Source organism: Roseobacter sp. HKCCA0434 (genome assembly GCF_032464675.1).
Classification (GTDB): domain Bacteria; phylum Pseudomonadota; class Alphaproteobacteria; order Rhodobacterales; family Rhodobacteraceae; genus Pontivivens.
Genome location: NZ_JAWDKL010000002.1, coordinates 181249 through 200626 on the forward strand (window position 1 = coordinate 181249; position 19378 = coordinate 200626).

General features: G+C 66.9%; 19 protein-coding genes. 9 read left to right on the forward strand and 10 right to left on the reverse strand.

Features of this window, described 5'->3' with window-relative positions:
* Positions 1–55: 55 nt before the first annotated feature.
* Positions 56–670: a queuosine precursor transporter gene (locus RX333_RS02785; RefSeq protein ID WP_316013390.1), complete on the reverse strand. Its 615-nt coding sequence runs from the start codon at positions 668–670 to the stop codon at positions 56–58.
* 190 nt (positions 671–860) lie between these two features.
* On the opposite strand from RX333_RS02785, the gene RX333_RS02790 reads away from it, so the two are divergent.
* Positions 861–1343, forward strand: a complete 483-nt coding sequence (locus tag RX333_RS02790; protein WP_316013391.1) for an acyloxyacyl hydrolase — start codon at positions 861–863, stop codon at positions 1341–1343.
* Here the strand turns inward: RX333_RS02790 and RX333_RS02795 are convergent.
* Both RX333_RS02795 and RX333_RS02800 read right to left on the reverse strand, forming a co-directional pair.
* Positions 1337–1948, reverse strand: a complete 612-nt coding sequence (locus RX333_RS02795; RefSeq protein ID WP_316013392.1) for an HAD family phosphatase — start codon at positions 1946–1948, stop codon at positions 1337–1339. The two genes, RX333_RS02790 and RX333_RS02795, sit on opposite strands and share 7 nt — an antisense overlap.
* A complete protein-coding gene (locus tag RX333_RS02800) occupies positions 1941–2606 on the reverse strand; it encodes a nitroreductase (protein WP_316013393.1) in 666 nt (221 codons plus the stop codon). Before RX333_RS02800 ends, RX333_RS02795 begins: the two co-directional genes overlap by 8 nt.
* Positions 2607–2663: 57 nt before the next feature.
* On the opposite strand from RX333_RS02800, the gene RX333_RS02805 reads away from it, so the two are divergent.
* Positions 2664–3524, forward strand: coding sequence for a DMT family transporter (locus tag RX333_RS02805; RefSeq protein ID WP_316013394.1), 861 nt, complete (start codon positions 2664–2666; stop codon positions 3522–3524).
* A gap of 254 nt (positions 3525–3778) precedes the next feature.
* On the opposite strand, the gene RX333_RS02810 is transcribed toward RX333_RS02805, so the two are convergent.
* The 6 genes from RX333_RS02810 to RX333_RS02835 form a co-directional block, all read right to left on the reverse strand.
* On the reverse strand, positions 3779–5194 hold the full coding sequence (locus RX333_RS02810) for an alkaline phosphatase D family protein (protein WP_316013395.1): 1416 nt from the start codon (positions 5192–5194) through the stop codon (positions 3779–3781).
* Positions 5195–5274: 80 nt separating this feature from the next.
* Positions 5275–5829 carry a type 1 glutamine amidotransferase domain-containing protein gene (locus RX333_RS02815; RefSeq protein WP_316013396.1) on the reverse strand — a complete coding sequence of 185 codons (555 nt, stop codon included), beginning with the start codon at positions 5827–5829 and terminating at the stop codon, positions 5275–5277.
* 80 nt (positions 5830–5909) lie between these two features.
* Positions 5910–6410 carry a peptide deformylase gene (locus RX333_RS02820; protein WP_316013397.1) on the reverse strand — a complete coding sequence of 167 codons (501 nt, stop codon included), beginning with the start codon at positions 6408–6410 and terminating at the stop codon, positions 5910–5912.
* 108 nt (positions 6411–6518) lie between these two features.
* Complete coding sequence (locus RX333_RS02825) at positions 6519–7535, reverse strand: TRAP transporter substrate-binding protein (protein WP_316013398.1); 1017 nt, start codon at positions 7533–7535, stop codon at positions 6519–6521.
* A gap of 182 nt (positions 7536–7717) precedes the next feature.
* Positions 7718–8941 (reverse strand): hypothetical protein, encoded by a 1224-nt coding sequence (locus RX333_RS02830; RefSeq protein WP_316013399.1) that lies wholly within the window; start codon positions 8939–8941, stop codon positions 7718–7720.
* A 78-nt stretch (positions 8942–9019) separates the two neighbouring features.
* Positions 9020–9475, reverse strand: coding sequence for a cupin domain-containing protein (locus tag RX333_RS02835; RefSeq protein ID WP_316013400.1), 456 nt, complete (start codon positions 9473–9475; stop codon positions 9020–9022).
* An 86-nt stretch (positions 9476–9561) separates the two neighbouring features.
* On the opposite strand from RX333_RS02835, the gene RX333_RS02840 reads away from it, so the two are divergent.
* Positions 9562–10158 carry a TetR/AcrR family transcriptional regulator gene (locus RX333_RS02840; protein WP_316013401.1) on the forward strand — a complete coding sequence of 199 codons (597 nt, stop codon included), beginning with the start codon at positions 9562–9564 and terminating at the stop codon, positions 10156–10158.
* 37 nt (positions 10159–10195) lie between these two features.
* Here the strand turns inward: RX333_RS02840 and RX333_RS02845 are convergent, their stop codons facing one another.
* Positions 10196–10612, reverse strand: a complete 417-nt coding sequence (locus RX333_RS02845) for a DUF1330 domain-containing protein (protein ID WP_316013402.1) — start codon at positions 10610–10612, stop codon at positions 10196–10198.
* A 107-nt stretch (positions 10613–10719) separates the two neighbouring features.
* On the opposite strand from RX333_RS02845, the gene dnaN reads away from it, so the two are divergent.
* The 6 genes from dnaN (at position 10720) to RX333_RS02875 (ending at position 19375) form a co-directional block, all read left to right on the forward strand.
* Entirely contained in the window at positions 10720–11838 is a 1119-nt protein-coding gene (gene dnaN / locus RX333_RS02850; RefSeq protein WP_316013403.1) for a DNA polymerase III subunit beta, read from the forward strand.
* Between the two features lie 70 nt (positions 11839–11908).
* Complete coding sequence (recF, locus tag RX333_RS02855) at positions 11909–13000, forward strand: DNA replication/repair protein RecF (protein WP_316013404.1); 1092 nt, start codon at positions 11909–11911, stop codon at positions 12998–13000.
* Positions 13001–13178: 178 nt separating this feature from the next.
* The gene (locus RX333_RS02860) at positions 13179–14003 is read left to right on the forward strand and encodes an HpcH/HpaI aldolase family protein (RefSeq protein WP_316013405.1); all 825 of its coding nucleotides are present in this window, start codon (positions 13179–13181) and stop codon (positions 14001–14003) included.
* Between the two features lie 330 nt (positions 14004–14333).
* A complete protein-coding gene (locus RX333_RS02865; RefSeq protein ID WP_316013406.1) occupies positions 14334–15212 on the forward strand; it encodes an SMI1/KNR4 family protein in 879 nt (292 codons plus the stop codon).
* A gap of 508 nt (positions 15213–15720) precedes the next feature.
* Positions 15721–18135: a DNA topoisomerase (ATP-hydrolyzing) subunit B gene (gene gyrB, locus RX333_RS02870; protein ID WP_316013407.1), complete on the forward strand. Its 2415-nt coding sequence runs from the start codon at positions 15721–15723 to the stop codon at positions 18133–18135.
* 22 nt (positions 18136–18157) lie between these two features.
* Positions 18158–19375, forward strand: coding sequence for an AGE family epimerase/isomerase (locus RX333_RS02875; protein WP_316013408.1), 1218 nt, complete (start codon positions 18158–18160; stop codon positions 19373–19375).
* Positions 19376–19378: the final 3 nt, after the last annotated feature.

The window sequence follows — 19378 nt, forward strand, 5'->3', positions numbered from 1 at the left end:
CACCTCCTTTCTGCTGCTTCGTTCACCTGTCAGGTTGGCAGATCGGAGAGGTAAATCAAGCCCTCGCGTGTCGCGAAATCGCCCGGAACGGGATCAGGGCGAGGGCAGCGAGCCCCAGCTTCACGCCCCAGTCGGCAATGGCGAGGCTGACCCACAGCGGCAGCATCGGCCCGGTACCCAGCAGCGGCACCGCCTCGCGCGCCCATCCGTTCGGCTGCGCGGGGTCGAGGAAGACCAGCGCGCCCGAGAACGCGATGAAGAAGAACAGCGCCGTATCGAGCGTCGAGCCCACTAGCGTCGAGGCGAGCGGTGCACGCCACCAGTCGCGGTCGCGCAGCCGGTCGAAGATCACGACATCGACCAGTTGCGCCGTCAGGAACGCGATGCCGGAGCCGAGCGCCACGCGCAGGCTGACCAGCGGCCCGAACTCGCCCTCGATCTGGCTGCCGATCAGCGAGCAGGCGACGCCGACGGCAAAGCCGGTCAGCACCACGCGGCGCGCGGCCTCCCGCCCCATCAGGCGGTTGGTCAGGTCGGTGACGAGAAACGCGACCGGGTAGGTGAACGCTCCCCAGGTCAGCCAGTCGCCCAAGAGGTACTGGACGAGGATGTTGGAAGCGACGACGACGGCGGCCATAGAGGCCACACCGATGAGAAATCCACGGGACATGAGTGATCCTTTCCGTTTTTTATAGAGGGTCGCGGATGACCTCTGCCGCGCGCCACGCGCGGACCGGCGCGGCATAGGCGGATTCCCCCTGCGGCGCAAGGGTCACGTCAGGCGGAAAACCGCCGATGGCGATTGATCGCTTACGCGGACGGGTTAAGCTCGGTCCACACGCCCCCGACGGAGACCGACCATGCGCACGACCCTCGCCCTCATCCTGACCGCCTGCCTCGCCCTGCCCGCCACCGCGCAGGAATGGACCTTCGGCCTCGGCTCGGTCGGCGTGCTCGACGATGGCGACGAGACGGAAATCGCGTTGGAGGCGCTGTGGCAGCAGAAAACGGAGGGCAACGTGCTGGGCTTCTCCTACGGCCTCGGCGCCGCGGCGGAGGTCGACGGCACCGGCGGCGTCTGGGTCGGCGGCGGCGGCCGCATCCTGCGCGATTTCGGCGCGGTGCGCATGGAGCTGAGCCTGATGCCCGGCCTCTACGAGGAAGGTGACGACGTCTATGACCTCGGGGGCGTGGTGAACTTCCGCAGCCGCATCGGCCTCAGCGTCGGCTTGAGCGAGACGTCCCGCATCGGCCTGTCGGTGTCGCACCTGTCCAATGCCGGGATCTACGACCGCAATCCGGGGCGTAACGCGGCCTACCTCACCTATGGCTGGTCCTACTGAAGCAGCCCCTCGGCCCGCAGCGCGGGGGCCAGCCGGTCGGGCGTGGTGAACAGATGCGTGCGCCAACCGCGCGCATCCGCCGCCGCGATGTTGTCCGCCCGGTCGTCGATGAAGAGCAGCTCCGCGCCGGACAGGCCGCAATCCGCCTCCACCGCGGCATAGATCTCCGCGTCCGGTTTCGCCATCCGCATGTGGCCCGATATGTAGCGGCGGTCGAACTCCGTCAGAAACGGATACTGCGTCTCGGCATAGGCGAAGCTGTCCACCCCGAAATTGCTGAGCGCGAAGCACGGCACCCCGTCCGCCCGCAACTGTCGCAATATCGCGATGCTGTCATCGATGGCGGGCCGCGCCATCTCGATCCAGCGATCGTACCACAGCCGGATCATGTCGCCCCAGTCCGGATGCGCCTCGGCCCAATCCATGATCGTCTGCCGGAACGGCGCGCCCCGGTCGATCCGGTCGTTCATCGCGTGCGGATCGATCTCGGCAAAGAAGCGCTGCACCTCCGCCTCCGGCATCAGTTGGAGATAGAGCCGCTCGGGCTGCCATTCGATCAACACGTTGCCGATGTCGAAGATCACGGCCTTGGGCGCGTCAGTCATGATGCGTGAACCAGTCATCCAGAGGGGCGCGCTCCGTCTCGAACCCGGCCAGCGCGTGGTCCGGGTCGGCATAGCCGATGGCGAGCCCGCAGAACAACATCTGCCCGTCCGGTGCACCGCAGAACTTCGACACCACCGTGTGCTGCACCGCCCAGGCCTCCTGCGGACAGGAGGCAAGCCCCTCCTCCACCAAGAGCAGCATTAGCGTCTGCAGGAACCCGCCCATGTCCGACCACTGCGCCGCCCCCATGCGCCGGTCCGCGAACAGGAACAGGCCCGCGGGCGCGTCGAAGAAGCGCCAGTTGCGCCGGAACCAGTCGAGCCGCGCGGCCTTGTCCTCCCGCGGAATGCCGAGGCGCGCATACATCCCCTCCCCCACGGCGAACCGGCGGGTGCGATAGGGCTCCTCCAGCTTCGGCGGATAGACGGGGTATTCCGGCGCATCGGCCTCCCCCGCCGCCAGCCGCGGTTCCATCATCGCCCGGAACCGGTTCATCGCATCGCCCGTCAGCAAGTGCACGTGCCAAGGCTGCAGGTTGCCGCCCGAGGGCGCGCGTGCGGCGAGCGCGATCAGCTCGGTCAAACGCTCCGCATCGACATCCCGGTCTAGAAACGCCCGGACCGAGCGGCGCGCCCGGACCGTATCCGATACATTCATGCGGTTGACCCCACCCCGTCGTCCCTGCTTGATCACGGCACGAGAGCAGGAGGCGGCATGGATATCAAGGCCATCGGAATGGGCGTGGCCTTCGCGGCCATGTGGTCGTCGGCCTTCACCTCCGCCAAGATCGCGGTGCAATACGCGCCGCCCTTTGCCATCCTCGGCGTACGCTTCGCCATTTCCGGCCTGCTGGCGGTCGGCATCGCCCGTGCGCTGGGACAGTCGGCGCGGCTGACGCGGTCGCAATGGCAGGCCGTGATCGGCTTCGGCCTGCTGCAGAACGTCATCTATCTCGGCGGCAATTTCTGGGCCGCGCAGTTCATCGAAGCCTCCCTCGCCGTCATCATCGCGAGCCTGCTGCCCCTGCTGGTCGCCGCCGCCAATGCCGTGCGGGGCGAGCGTCTGGGCCGCGTGGCGACGCTCGGCCTGATCGCGGGCCTTGCGGGCGTGCTTCTGATCATGGGGTCGCGCCTCGGCGGCGGGGCCGATCCGGTGGGCGTCGCTATCGTGGTGCTGGGCGTCCTGGCGCTGACCGCCGCCACGCTGCTGGTGCGCGGCGCGTCGGGCGGGGACAACGTCATCATGGTGGTGGGGCTGCAGATGCTGGTCGGCTCCGCCGCGCTGCTGCCGCTCAGCCTCGTGATCGAGGATTGGGTGATCGACTGGGACTGGCGGCTGGTCGCCGCCTTCACCTATACCACGCTGGTGCCGGGCCTGCTGGCCACGGTGACGTGGTTCACGCTGGTCCGCCGCATCGGGGCGACGCGCGCGGCGACCTTCCACTTCCTCAACCCCTTCCTCGGCGTCGCGATCGCCAGCCTGCTGCTGGGCGAGGCGCTCGGCTGGCGCGACATGGCGGGCGTGGCCGTCATCATGGGCGGAATTCTCGCGGTGCAGCTGGCGAAGCGGCGGTAGAGCCAGCGCGGGCCCGAGTTGAGCGTCTGTTTATCAATCGTTCCGGCGCACATGTCGCGCGCGGAGTCGAGCTGCGCAGCACCGCCGCGCATCGGTCGTGCCGCAGGCACGCCTACGGCGTGACCCGCCCCCCGGCACGGCGATTTGGCTGATGAAGGCGCAACATGGGTCGGTCGTACGGACTTGGCCGGCATAAAGTGCCATGATCGAATGTCGGATCGCCGCACCGCGGCCCGCCGATGCGAGGCTGACCCCTACAAGGCCAGCGGCGGCGAGCGCCCGTCCTCCTCGAACTCCCACGTCGCCGACCACTTTCCGTCGTCGCGCATCAGCCGCATGTAGTTGCGCTGCGAGACGTAGCGCGTGCGCTGCCCGGCCGGCGGACGGATCGTGATAGGGTAGCCCGACAGCGGGTCCTCCCCGAACATCGCCAGCGCCCCCAATGTCCGGGCATAGCCCGTCCCCGGCGGCGTGTGGCTGATCCCCGAGGAGACGAGCTGATGGATCACGCTCCCGTCCTTCAGCTTCATCTCCGCCCGCGTCGCCACATGGATCTCACCTGAGACGAGCGTCACCGGCTGGTGGTTCTGCTCGACCTCGCGCACCAGGATCGACAGGAAGCGCCGCCACGCATCGCGATGCGCGCGGCTCTGCCACTGGTCGCGCAGGTCATCCTCATACTGGTTGGTGCCCGGCCAGAACGTGTCGATGGCGAACTCCACCCAGCTCAGCCGGGGCCCGAGCGCGGGGACCGAGGACATGACGATGCAATGGTTGCCGTCGCGCCGTTTCGACATCTCTCGCTCGAACCACTCCCAGCCCGCCTCGTTCATCACCCGCTTGAGCGTGCGCGCGCTGCGCAGGTCCGGCGCGATCACGCTGAAATCGGGCGCGTCGAAGGCGATGCCCGCTCCGAAGGGCGCCATGTTCTCGGCCTCGCCCCGCTGGAACAGGTTGAACATGCGCTGGGCGATGCCGAACAGGCCCGCGCCCACCGCGCTCTCCTGCTTGGGCGCGGGATGGCTGCCATAGCCGTCGAAGATGTCGTGATCGTCCCACATCATCACCGAGGGCACCCGCGCCAGCATGTGCGAGATGTCGGGATGGGTGTAGAGGTCGACATAGCGCGCGATCAGGTGCCGCTCCGCTGTCGTCGCCATCTCCTCGGTCCACTCGAACCCGTCCTTGTCCTCCGGCTCCGCCTCGTCCCATTCGGTGATGCGCGGGTGGGAGAACATGATGTCGTCGGCATAGATCTGGTCGCCGCCATGCAGGAACAGGGCAAAGGGCCGCTCCTCGTGGTCGTGCTTCAGCCGGGTCCACAGCGCGTCGCGCTTCTCGACCGGCCAGTCCTTGTCCTCGTCCTCCTCGCCATTGCAGGAGACATAGGCCACTGCGACATCGCCGGTCAGGTCCGTCTGTACCTCGATCCGCTCGCCCCCCAGCACGTAGCCGTTGCCGGGCCGATTGATCAGCCGCAGGTCCGCGGCGAAGAAGTCATGCTCGAACAGCGTGGTCAGGTGACGCCACGACCCCGCCTCGCCCTCGACCGCTTCCAGGGCGGCCGGAACGTCGCCTTCCCGGCAGACCAGGAAGACGGCCATCTCCACCGCATCCGCCGTCGCGTTCCGGGCGAAAAGGATGGGGCCGACAAGTGGGTTGGGAGTCATGGAATGTCCTGCTTGGAAGTCGCAGGGCAGGTAACGCCGGGGCAGGGCAAATCAACCCCGCCCCGGCGGTGCGGCCTGATTCAGGCGGCTTGTGCGGGCGTCTTGGTCACGGCCTCGGCGATCGCATCGCAGAACGCGTCGAGGTCGCCGGGATTGCGCGAGGTGATCAGATTGCGATCCGTCACCACCGCGGTGTCCACGACCTCGGCCCCGGCATTGGTCAGATCCGTGCGGATCGACGGGTAGGAGGTCAGCATCCGCCCATCGGCAAGACCGGCCTCGATCAGCAGCCACGGTGCATGGCAGATCGCTGCGATCGGCTTGGCCTCCTGGTCGAAGGCCTGGATGAACTTGATCGCCTTCTCCTCGACCCGCAGGAGGTCGGGGTTGATCTGCCCGCCCGGCAGGACCAGCGCGTCGTACTCGCCGGAATTGGCCTGATCGAGCGTCTTGTCCACGGCGACGCTGTCGCCCCAGTCATCCTCGTCCCAGCCCTTGATCTCTCCTGCTTCCAGGCTGACCACATGCACCTCGGCACCGGCGTCCTTGAGCTGTTTCAGCGGAACCTGAAGCTCCGATTGCTCGAAACCGTCGGTGGCGAGGATGGCGATGCGGTGTCCGTTCAAATTCTTCATCTCAATCTCCTGTCTACGCTACGCGGGGCGCAATACTGCCCCTCGGGTTACAAACGTTAACGGGAGGCCTCGCGTTCCCGCTACATCGCGTCGCGGGCAGGATCGGTGATGAGGATACCGTCGAGATGGTCGAGTTCGTGCTGGAAGGCGCGCGCCGCGAACCCGTCGAGCCGCCCGCCGATCGGCGCGCCCTGCATGTCTTGCCCCGACCAGTCGATCACCGGCACCCGCCGGACCGAGATGCGTCCCGCCTCGTTCAACGTGGCGGGAATGGACAGGCACCCCTCCTCGCCCGGTTCCGGATCGCCGTGCCGTGCCTCGATCACCGGATTGGCCACGACCATCGGCACGATACCGGCATGTCGCGGCGCGACCGTCCCGTCCGTTCGCCGCGCGTCGAGAAGGAAGATCCGCACGCTTTCGCCCACCTGCGGGGCCGCGATGCCCGCGCCGCCCATCTCCCGACGGATGCGGGCCATGTCGGCGACGAGATCCTCCAGCCAGGACGTGCCGAACCCGGTGACGGGGGCCGCGACGGCATGGAGAACGGGATCGGGCGCTGTGACGATCTGGCGGGTCATGCGTCGCACGCTAATCCCGGATGAGCACCCGAAGAAACGAAAAAAAGAGGGGCTCCGCGTCGGGAAGTGCCGCGGAGCCCCCAAGTGATGGCCGGCGCCCCCCGCGCCTCAGCCACCAGCCCCCATCGTCTGGAGCACGCGGGCAAGGTCCGCCTCGGACCCCGCATCCTCCAGCCAGCGTTGCGCAACGCGGGCGGAGGCCGCCTCCAGCGCCTGCAACAGCATCGGATCGACGCTGCGCACGCTCCGCCCGTCGCGCGTCTCGATCGTCTCCCCGTCCGAGGTCACGATGGTCGTGCCGTTGTCGAACAGCGTCTTCACCGCCTCCACCGCGTCGATCATGGACGAGATCGTCCCTTCCGCCTCGGCCTCCGCCGCGGCGTCGAGCACGATCCGCTGCACCTCCGGCGACAGCGCGTCGAAGGCAGCCCGGTTCACGAAGACCATGTTCTTGGGCAGCCACGCCTGAATGTCGTAGAAATAGGGGAAGTAGTCCCAGCTTGCCGACCCGACGCCCGTCGTGGCCGAGGTCAGCATCATGTCGAGCTCGCCCGCCGCGATGGCGACGGGAATGTCCTTCACCTCGACCCGCACCGCGCTCATGTCCAACTCCTCGGCCAGCACGTCCATCGTGGCGTTGTAGGTCCTCAGCGCCCGCCCGCGCAGTTCAGCCGGGTCGGTGATCTCCTCGCGGGTATAGAGCCCCTGCGGCGGCCACGGCACAGAGTAGAGCGGCATAAGCCCGCGCGCCTCCAACAGCGCCTCGACCAGCGGGCGCTGGGCATCCCACAGCTCGGCGGCACCGTCGTAATCCGTGGCAGAGAAGGGCAGCGTGTCCAGGCCATAGGCCGCCGCATCGCTCGACAGCACCGACAGCAGCACCTCCCCCGCTTCGATCTCGCCGCCCGCCACCGCGTCGTCGATGGCCCCGTGTTCGTAGAGCGAGGCGTTGGAATGAACCTCGATCACCAACGCCCCGTCAGAGCGTTCCTCGACCATTTCGGCGAAGTCGCGGACGTTCTGCGTCTGGAACAGTCCGTCGCCATAGGGCGTGGCCATGATCCAGGTTTCCGCGGCGGCTGGCAGGGCGAGGAGGCTGAGCGTGTAGAGCAGAGGTTTGAACATGACGTGACCCGATTCTTTCGTTTCCCCGACGTAACGATGACAATTTGTCATCATTACGGCAACGAAAACTTTTCGGGTGCAGAAGGCCGGTCTACCTCCGGCCGCCAAGCCGGTACCGCTATCCCGTCGAAGCTCGCCTACTGAAACGCTGGATCACGACCGCGACGCCGCGGTGCCGCTCATCACGTATTGGGCAGGCAGCTCCGCCCGTCGATCGTGTCGGCGATCTCTCGCGCGCGCTCGTTCTGCCCGGTCACGCCGCCCGGTTCGACCAGCGCGACATAGCAGGACGCCGCCCCATCCCGTGCCGGTCGGATGACGGCCAGCTCGCTCGCCCGCGATGCGTCGTCATAGCGATAGCGCACGATCAGCGCCTGCAGCTCGCCATCGGCATCGGCCCGGAACTCCACCGTCTCGCCAAGGCGATTGAACGGCAGGCCCGGTACGAAAGCTTCATCCCGCGCTCCCAGGTCGACATCGTACCGCCCGTCTCCGCGCGTGACGAAGATATCTGCCGTGCCGTCCGGCCCGTTCCAGCCGTCGCATTGCCAGGTCGCACCATCGCTTTCGCTCAGCGTTTCGATCACCGTGCAATCGGCCAGGTCGAGCTGCGCATAGGACGACCGCCCGCCCCCCGCGCTCTCTGCCTGGCACAGGGCGCGCCACGCCCGCTCCGCCACCGGATACGCTGCGGCGAAGCTGTCCCCTATCGGCCGCCCCGTCGCCCTGTCCACGATGTTGAGCGTCCCGTTCGGATCGGACCCCTCGCCCAGCCGCAGCCGTCGCCCCTGCGGATCGGTCCACTGACCTTGCGTGCAGTCGGCGGTGATCGCGTCGGGCACGTCCACCGTCGCCATCACTTCGTCGATGCACGCCTCGGACTCGTCACGCGCATAGTCCCGGCAATAGGCTGCCGCATCGCCGCGCATGTGCCGGATCGCGATGCGCGCCTCCGCTCCGCCCAGCCCTTCGCGGTCCACCACCGTCACCGTCTCCCCGGCCCGCGTGCCGTAGAGCAGCCGGAGCGCCGGATCGCTGCCCGCCGACGCACCTGTGTTGCACCGGATCAGCTCAACCGGCTCGCCCTCCGCCCGCTTGAACAGGATGCGATCCCCATCCGCGGCATCGATCCGGTAATATTCGGTGATGGCGCGCGGCTCGACCTGACCTTCCTCGCGCAGCGTGGTGCGCAGGAAGACGGCGTCGCCCTGCCGTTCGACCTCCTCCACCTCGGCCCGACCATAGGCGAGGTCGAGATGGCCCGACGACACTGTCACCCGCGCCATGCTCGGTGCCTGACCGCACGCCTCGATCGAGCGATCGAAGGTGCCGGTGATGCCGTCCGGGACCGTCTGCGCGGCCAGCGGCGTGGAACAAAGAAGGGCGAGGAAGAAGGGACGGTACATCGGCGGCTCCTGCTGAAAGGTGTCGTCTCACTCTTTCAACGTACGCCGTGCCCTGCCGTTCCACCCCGCCCGGTGGTGCTATCGCGGCGCCGGGATCGACATGCCGACCTCCTGCGCAACCTGCATCACGGTCGGCAGATCCGGCTCCGATGGCTCGGGCAAGGTGGTCTGCCCCTCGGGCAGCGGCGTGCCGATGCGGGTGAAGAACGCCTTGTGCATGTGCCCCGGCGCATTGAGGATCAGCAGCCGCGCGGGCCCCTCCCCGATCGCCTGGAAGGCATGGATTGCCCCGTCGGGGATCGAGACGAACTCCCCCGGCCCCGTTATCCGATCCTCCCCATCCACATGAAACGCGACCTGCCCCTCCAGCACGAAGAAGCCCTCCGTCTCCCCCGCATGGCGGTTCGGCGGCGCCCCTGCCCCGACCGGCACGACGCATTCGACCAGGCAGTACTTGCCGTCGACATCCTCGGGAAAGGCGTGAAACTTCATCAGGATGTTGAGGACATTGTAGGTGCGGGGATCCTGCGTCATGGCGATGCTCCTGGTTTGACGTTTGCGACTCGAATTGATACATGAGTCTCAATATAAGACAACAGTCTCATGAGCAGGACCACGAAATGACGGATTCCCCCGGTCGCACCGCGCAGCGCGCGCGCACGCGGCAGGCCATTCTGGACGGTGCGCGTCAGCTTCTGGACGAGGGGCAGCCGGTCACGGTCGCCGCCGCCGCCGCCCGCAACGGCGTGTCCAAGGCGACCAGCTACCGATACTTCCCCGATTCCGACCTGCTGGTGACGGAGGCGGCCCTGCACATCGCCGTCGCGCCCTATGACCAGATCGTCCGCGACTGCCCCGACCTGCGCGGCAAGCTGCAGGCCATTTGCCTCTATTTCCTCGATCTCGCCCTGTCCAACGAGGCGGGCTTCCGCCAGTTCATCGCCGCGACGATGCGCAGCTGGCGGCCCGACAGCACGGCCCCGCCTCGCGGCGCGCGGCGCATCACCATGTTTCGGCAGGCTCTTGCCGAGCACGAGTCCGATCTGGCCGACGAACAGCAGGACCGCTTGGTCCGCGCCCTCTGCGCCGCGACCGGGATGGAGGCGATGATCGCGATGATCGACGTCGCCGCCGCCTCGCCCGATCAGGCGCGCGAGGCCGTTCGCTTCACGGTCGATGCGTTGCTGGACAGGGCCGCACGCGAAACGACGCGATAGCGCAACTGTTTGGAACAGGTGGTGCCTGTCGCGCCCCTCAGCCGAAGCCGCCCCCGCCCTGCCCCGGCCGCAGCCGGATCAGGCGCGAGGTCTCGACCGCCGCCTGACGCCAACGCACCGCCTTCTGATAGGCTGAATCCCGGATCATCTCGATGAAGGCGGCTGCATTCGGATAGGACACGAAGAACACCAGGTCCCACCGCTCCTCCTCCGGCCCGATCAGCGTCGCCTCGAACCCACCTGACCATGCCACCGACCCACCGACGTGCTTCAGGATCGGCGCGGTCAGCTCGGAATAGCGGGCATAGGCGGCGCGCCCGCTCATCTCCTGCCCGTCCATCTCCGTCCGTTCGCGCAGCCGCACGAGGTTCAGCATCGCGATCGGCGTGTCCTGCGGCAGCGCCGCGAAGGCCCCGAATTGATCGCGCGTCGGGTCGATATATCGCTCGCTCATGCAACGACGCTACACCCGGCGGGAAACCGCGCAAAGGGGTTTGCATAGCGCGCGGCGACGACGTAGCGTTTGCGCCCGATCATCCCGAAATACGGAGTAGACGACCGATGAAAGTCAGCATCGAACGCGCCGCCCTCATGAAGGCCATGAGCCGCGCCCAGTCGGTCGTCGAGCGTCGCAACACCATCCCGATCCTCGCCAACGTGCTGATCGAGGCGGAGGGCGACAGCATCTCCTTCCGCGCCACCGATCTCGATATCGAGGTGGTGGACCGTACCGGCGCGATGGTCTCCCAGGCCGGGTCCACCACCGTCGCCGCCGCGCTGCTGCACGACATCGTGCGCAAGCTGCCCGACGGCGCGATGGTCGAGCTGAACGAGGACAGCGCCGCGGGCCGGATGGAGATCCGCGCCGGCCGCTCTCACTTCTCGCTCGCGACCCTCCCGCGGGAGGATTTCCCGGTGATGGCCTCCAGCGAGTACGACACCAACTTCTCGGCCAAGGCGGGCCTGCTGCGCCGCCTCTTCGACAAGGCGAAATTTGCGATCTCCACCGAGGAGACGCGTTACTACCTCAACGGCATCTACCTCCATTCGGCCAGTGCGGCGGGCGGCCAGATGCTGCGCGCCGTGGCCACCGACGGCCACCGCCTCGCCTGCATCGACGCCGAGCTGCCGGACGGTGCCGACACCATCCCCGGCGTCATCGTGCCCCGCAAGACCGTGACCGAGGTGCTGAAGCTTCTGGCCGACGACGACGCCGACATCGCGGTCAGCGTCAGCGAGACCAAGATCCGCTTCGCCACCGCCGACATCACCCTGACCTCCAAGGTCATCGACGGCTCCTTCCCCGACTACACGCGCGTCATCCCGCAGGCGAACGAGAAGCGGATGGAGGTCGACGCCGCCGACTTCGCCAAGGCCGTGGACCGCGTCTCCACCGTCTCCTCCGAGCGCTCCCGCGCCGTGAAGATGAGCCTCGACGAGGACCGCCTGATCCTCTCCGTCAACGCCCCCGACAGCGGTGCCGCGGACGAGGAACTGGCCGTCGCCTATGCCGACGAACGGCTGGAGATCGGCTTCAACGCCAAATACCTGCTGGAGATCGCGAGCCAGGTGGACCGCGAAAACGCCGTGTTCCTCTTCAACTCCTCCGGCGACCCGACCCTGATGCGCGAAGGCAATGACGACAGCGCGGTCTACGTTGTGATGCCGATGCGGGTGTGATCCCGCCGCGCCACCCTGCCCCATCGGCCCCGCCTTCGCGCGGGGCCTTTTTCGTGGTAGCGCCCTGCCCATGCCCCATGTCGCCACGCTCCGGCTCAACCAGTTCCGCTCCCACGCCCGCTCGCTGATCGAGACGGAGGGCCGCTCCGTCGCCATCTGGGGCCCGAACGGTGCGGGCAAGACCAATATCCTCGAAGCGGTCTCCCTCCTCTCCCCCGGCCGGGGCCTGCGCCGCGCCACCCCGGCGGAGCTTGCCCGCCAGCCGCAGGCGCTGGGCTGGCGCGTGCAGGCCCGGATCGAGGGCGCCCGCGCGCATGACATCGTCACCGGGGCCGAGGGCGAGGCGTCGCGCACCGTGCGCATCGACGACAAGGCCGCCCCCCAGACCGCGCTCGCCCGCCTGATGGGCGTGGTCTGGCTGGTCCCCGCGATGGACCGCCTCTGGACCGAGGGCGCGTCCGAACGCCGCCGCTTCCTCGACCGCATGACGCTGAGCTTCGCGCCCGACCATGCCGAGCACGTCCTGCGCTACGAGAAGGCGATGCGCGAACGCAACCGCCTGCTGCGCGACCAGGTCCGCGACCCCGGCTGGTACGCCGCGCTGGAAGAGCAGATGGCCCGCGCGGGGGCGGAGATCATTGCCGCGCGGCTCGATACAGTCACGCGCCTCGCCGCCGCGCAGGCCGACGCCGCGACCAGCTTCCCCACAGCCACCCTCACCCTGACCGATCCCGACGGCGCGCCCGAGACGGCGGACGACCTTGCCACACGTTTCGCCGACGGGCGCGGGCGCGACCTCGCTGCAGGGCGATCGCTCACCGGCCCCCACCGCGCCGATCTCGACGCCGTCTTCGCGGCCAAGGGCGTGCCCGCCCGCGCCGCCTCGACCGGAGAGCAGAAGGCGCTGCTGATCTCCCTGGTGCTCGCCAATGCCCGTGCACTCAAGGCCGCGCGCGATGCCGCCCCCGTGCTGCTGCTGGACGAGGTCGCCGCCCATCTCGATGCCGATCGCCGCACGGCCCTCTATGCCGAGATCGCGGCGCTGGGCGCGCAGGCCTGGATGACCGGCACCGGACCGGACCTTTTTTCCGAGGTCGGCAACCACACGTTGAATCTGGAAGTCACCGAGAGCAACGGTGAAAGCCACATCGCAACCCATTGATTTGCAACGTGCAATCGTAAACGCGCCATTCATTTCCGTTAAACTTCGGCAGATTTACCATCTAAGTCAACGGTTAAACGGAAGTTAAGATTTTAGTAAAAATACAAACAACTATCCGCTTGGGCATTTCGTTCCGACGTTGCTACCCGTTTTGCATCAACTCAAGGGAGAGCATCACATGCCCAGCTTCAAGTCGAAACTCGCCGATCCGTCCATCCGCATGTCCATGCATGTCAACGTCATCCCCTCTGCCGTGACGACGCAGGCCATCGCGGCCTCGGGCGCGGACGTGGTGGTGATCGACCGCGAACACGGCGCGGTGGACTACGGCACCTGCCACGCGATGATCGCCGCGACGCAAGGCACCGACTGCGCCCCCGTGGTGCGGGTGTCGGAAATCGCGGACCCGGAGGTGAAACGCGTGCTCGACCTCGGGGCCGAGGGCATCATCTTCCCGCTGGTCCGCAATGCCGAGGACGTGCGCCGCGCCGTCGCCTCGATGCGCTATCCCGGCTCGATGGGCACGCGCGGCTTCGGCCCGTTCATCGCCCATTCCCGCTGGCCCGCCGACATGATGAGCTATGCCCGCACGATCGAGGATCGGCTGACCTGCGGCATCCTGATCGAGACGGTGGAGGCGGTCGCCAATATCGACGCCATCGTGGCGGAGGAAGGCATCGACTACATGATCCTCGCCGCCTTCGACCTCAGCGCCACGATGGGCATCCCCGGCCAGTTCGACCATCCGCAATTCGTGAAGGCCTGCGCCAAGGTCGAGCAGGCGGCCCGCGGCGCGGGCGTGCCGCTCGGCGGGATCGCCATGACCGAGGAGGACGCCGCCGAACGCTTCGCCGCGGGCTACCGCATCATCTCCGGCTTCGACGTGCTGCACCTCAAGGCCAAGGTCGCCCAGACCGCCGCCTGGGCCCGCCGCCCGGCCAGCGTCCACGCCTTCGTGGCCGACGCGAAGGGCCCGCAGCATTCCCTGACCGTGCCGCACTGAGGCGGGGCGCAGGGTCGCGATTGGAAGGGCCTCCTGTAAGGGGGGCCTTTTCGGTTCGCTTATCTCACCTATCGAAGAGTCGACGCACGATCTGACGAAGGCGAAATTCAGCTTTGCGGGGCAAAGCCACAACTGGTGTAGAAGCGCGGAGGTCCGCTTTCATCTACTTTGGCGTGGTGGAACACTGGATCAGGAGGACTGGGGCCGACAAGCGGGTTCTTTCGTTGACGGTTTCATAGTTAATTCGGAACGAGATAAGGGTGCGGCCTAATTCCGCCGAGCTAGCTTGGCGAGAAGAGAGGGATCGATGGACTTCGCTCAAGGTGGTTAATGAACGATACGCTCGACCGAAACGCGTTCTGGAAGGTCTCCGACCATGCACGCAGAACATACGAGCTGCCGTATCCGACGGATGACATGATCGGGCGGGTGCAAGGCGAGCTGGGCTATGTTCTGCCGATCGCTTATGTTGACCTGATGCGGCAGCGGAACGGCGGCATGCCGAAGCGAACAGCATTCCCGACGCGCGCGTCGACTTCGTCGGCTCCCGATCACGTAGAGGTCGACGCCATTCTGGGAATTGGCGACGCCTTGAAGCTATCTCTCTGTGGAGAATTGGGCAGCGCGTTCTGGATGAAGGAATGGGGCTATCCAGCGATTGGCGTCTATTTCGGGCTCTGTCCTTCGGCTGGCCACGAAATGATCGGCTTCGACTATCGCGCCTGTGGCCCTGAGGGCGAGCCGCGCGTGATACATGTGGATCAAGAAGCTGATTACCGGATTACCGATCTCGCCGACAACTTCGCGGAGTTCGTCGCAGGACTGGTGGACATCGAGCGGTTTGCGCGAGCCGCCGACGCGTTGCCAGCCTTTCTCTGGCGCACCATGAGTATCAATGCGGAGGTCCTACGCGACGATCGGGTAGGTGGGTTGGGACAGTTTTTAAATCTCGACCAAACGCTCGCGGAGGGGGAAGTCGGATGGACGAACAAAAAACTGTTCCTGCCTCAGCGGTGGAAAGTGGAGCGCGTCACTGTAGGCAATGGAGTCGTCCGCCTGAACGCCGGCGTAGACGGGGAATACGTTTTGACGACGCAGAACATTGGATCGTTATCGTTCGAGCTACTCAATGGCGGCGGGAGGCCGTCCGACAACGAGACGCAGACGATCTGGATCAAGCACGCGGCCACGCGGCCGCCGATCGAATAGCAATAAGTGGTGCGCTTCCCTTAGGTGCAGGCCAGCGATGCGCTTGGCTGGAATTCCTCGACATAACGGCAGCATCTTTTCCGCTCTTCAGAACCTACCAGCAGGCAAGTCTCTGGTCTTGCGGAATACCATGCTGCGGTCGGACATATTCGGCAGAAGCTGCCCTTAGCGCGCTATGGAGCATCTGACACTTCGGGCTCGAAGCGGACTTTGGACCGGCATCGTCTCGACAGCTTTCTGAAGGCGACGGGAGCTCAAGGGGCAATCGCCGCGGTATTCGCGGATCGTGACACCGATGAACCACCTTTCAAGGGACGCCCCACCGCCTCTGCCGCATCATTCTCCCCGTCGCGTCAGCCTTAACGAAGCGTATACCCGAGCCATTCAGTCGCCATACGCAATCCATACGGGGTGCATACGCATCGCAGACCGCGTTTTTCCGCCCGATCGCGTGACAATCCCCCGCCCGGAGGGTAGAACGAAGGCCACAAGATGAAGGATTTTCCGCATGGCCGACACTCCCGAGAACCGCAGCGAATACGGTGCGGATTCCATCAAGGTTCTCAAGGGCTTGGAAGCGGTCCGCAAACGCCCCGGCATGTATATCGGCGACACGGATGACGGCTCGGGCCTGCACCACATGGTGTATGAGGTCGTCGACAACGGCATCGACGAAGCGCTCGCCGGCCACGCCGACGAGGTCAAAGTCACCCTACACGACGACGGCTCCGTTTCCGTCAGCGACAACGGTCGCGGAATTCCCGTGGGAATCCATGAGGAAGAGGGGGTTTCGGCGGCCGAGGTCATCATGACCCAGCTGCACGCGGGCGGCAAATTCGACAGCAATTCCTACAAGGTCTCGGGCGGCCTGCACGGCGTCGGCGTCTCGGTGGTCAACGCGCTCTCCGACTGGCTGGAGCTGCGCATCTGGCGCGAGGGCCGCGAACACGTCGCCCGGTTCGAGCATGGCGACACGGTCAAGCATCTGGAAGTCTTGGGCCAAACCGACCGCACCGGCACCGAGGTCCGCTTCCTTGCCTCCACCGACACCTTCTCGGACGTGAACTACAAATACGCGACGCTGGAACACCGGTTGCGCGAACTCGCATTCCTCAATTCCGGCGTGCGCATCACCCTGCGCGACGAGCGCCCGGAGGAGCCGCTCGAGATCACGATGGAATACGAAGGTGGCGTGCGCGAATTCGTTCGCTATCTCGATCGGTCCAAGACGCCGATGATCGAGGACCCGATCTTCGTGACCGGGGAGCGGGACGATATCGGCGTCGAGGTCGCGATGTGGTGGAACGACAGCTATCACGAGAACGTCCTGCCCTTCACCAACAACATCCCGCAGCGCGACGGCGGCACGCATATGGCGGGCTTTCGCGGGGCGCTGACGCGGACGATCAACAACTACGTGGCCTCCTCCGGCATCGCGAAGAAGGAGAAGGTAACGCTGACCGGCGACGACGCGCGCGAGGGGCTGACCTGCGTGCTCAGCGTCAAGGTGCCCGATCCGAAATTCTCCAGCCAGACCAAGGACAAGCTCGTCTCCTCCGAGGTCCGCCCGGCGGTGGAAAGCCTGATGAACGAGAAGCTGGCCGAGTGGTTCGAGGAGAATCCGAACGAGGCCCGCATGGTCGTGGGCAAGATCGTCGAGGCCGCTCAGGCCCGCGAGGCCGCACGCAAGGCGCGCGAGCTGACCCGCCGCAAGAACCCGATGGACGTGACCTACCTGGCGGGCAAGCTCAAGGATTGCTCGGAAAAGGATCCGTCCAAGACCGAGCTGCTGCTGGTCGAGGGTGACAGCGCCGGCGGCTCCGCCACTCAGGGCCGTGACCGGGGCACGCAGGCTGTCCTCCCCCTGCGCGGCAAGATCCTGAACGTGGAGCGGGCCCGCTTCGACCGGATGCTGGGCAGTCAGGAGATCGGCAACCTCGTCATGGCGCTCGGCACCGGGATCGGGCGCGACGAGTTCAACATCGACAAGCTGCGCTATCACAAGATCATCATCATGACGGACGCGGACGTGGACGGCGCGCATATCCGCACGCTGCTGCTGACCTTCTTCTACCGCCAGATGCCGCAGCTGATCGAGAACGGGCACCTCTACATCGCGCAGCCGCCGCTCTACAAGGTCGCGCGCGGCAAGTCCGAGGTGTATCTGAAGGACCAGGCCGCCCTCGACGACTACCTGATCGAGCAGGGCCTGAACGACGCCGTGCTGGAACTGGCGAGCGGGGAGCAGCGGACCGGCGCGGATCTGGCCGAGGTCGTGCGGATCGCGCGACAGGTCCGTGGCACGCTCGGCGCCTTTCCGACTCATGTGCCGCGTGTCGTGCTGGAACAGGCCGCGATCGCCGGCGCCTTGCTGCCCGAAAGCATCCAGGGCGCGCCGCAGGACGCCGCGAACCGCGTCGCCGACCGCCTGAACCTGATCGCGCCCGAGACCGAGCGCGGCTGGCAGGGCCGCCCGACCCAGGATGGCGGCCTGCGCTTCTCGCGCACCGTGCGCGGGGTCGAGGAGATTCGAACCCTCGACGGCGGCGTCTTCCGCTCGGGCGAGGGGCGGCGGCTGGCGGGGCTCACCGAGCCCTTGCAGGAGGTCTACGGCGCGCCCGCGAAACTGCACCGCCGCGACAAGCACGTCACGGTGAACGCACCGACCGAACTGCTCGACCTCGTGATCGCGGAAGGCGAGCGGGGCCTTAGCCTGCAACGCTACAAGGGGCTGGGCGAGATGAACCCCGACCAGCTGTGGGAAACCACGCTCGACCCCGAGGCGCGCACGCTTCTCCAGGTCAAGGTCGACCATCTCGACAGTGCGGACGAGATCTTCACCAAGCTGATGGGCGACGTGGTCGAGCCGCGCCGCCAGTTCATCCAGGAGAACGCGCTGAGCGTGGAGAACCTCGACTTCTGACCTGCGGTCGGAGGGCCGCGCCATGACCGACCGCACGCCCGGACCGCTGGATGCCGAGGGCTTCTGGCTCGACCAGGCCGACCATCGTCGCTGGCTGCGCGCACAGGCCGAGGCGCAGCTGGCCTTCTTCATTGCTAGCCGGGGCGCGGGTCCGGGCTTCGACACGCTCGACCCCCGCGGCCACCCCCTGCCCGACCAGCCGCGAGAGCTGCACACCGTCACCCGGCTGGTGCATTCCTACGCGTTGGGCGAGAGGATCGGCTTTCCGGGCAGCGCCGCGATGGTCGAACACGGGCTCGACTACATCGCCAGCCATCACCGGGACCCGACCCACGGCGGCTATGTCTGGACGGTTGGCGGGGACGGGCTGAAACTCGCCTATGGCCATGCCTTCGTCCTGCTCGCCGCCGCCTCCGCGCTGATCGCCGGTCATGAGCGCGCGCGGCCCCTGCTCGACGACATCTGGCAAGTTCTGGCCGGCCGCTACTGGGAGAAGGGGCCGGGCCTCTTCGCCGACGAGTTCACGCTGGATTGGCGGGCCTTCTCCACCTATCGCGGCATGAACGCCAACATGCACGCCGTCGAGGCGCTGCTCGCCGCCCACGAGGCGACGGGCGAAGGAGTGTTCCTCGATCGCGCCGACAGCATCCTCGCTTTCTTCGTGGACCGCATCGCGCCGGAAAACGACTGGCGCCTGCCCGAGCACTACACCGCCGACTGGCAGATCGACCGGGGCTACGCGGGAGATCCGATGTTCCGACCGGCGGGCACCACGCCGGGTCACTCCTTCGAGCTGGGTCGCCTCGCCTTGCAGCATTGGGATCTGTCGGGCCGTCCTGCCACCGACCGGCCTTCCGCCGCCCGTCGCCTGATCGCGCAGGCGCTGGAGGATGCGTGGCTGCCCGAGGGCGGCCTTGCCTACACGCACGATTTCGACGGTACCGTCGCGCGGCACAACCGGTTCTGGTGGCCGGTGACGGAGGCCATCGGCGCGCTCGCCACGCTGATCGAGCTCGATCGCGACCCGGCGGACGAGATCTGGTATCGCCGCCTCTGGACCTTCGCGAGCGACCATTTCATCGACCACGATCGCGGCGGCTGGTTCCCCGAGATCGACAGGCACGGCCAACCCACCAGCACGATCTTCGCGGGCAAGCCCGACCTCTACCATGCCCTGCAGGCCTGCCTGTTCCCGCTGGCGCCCGGCATCAGCCACGCCGCGCGCGGGCTGACCCCATAGACG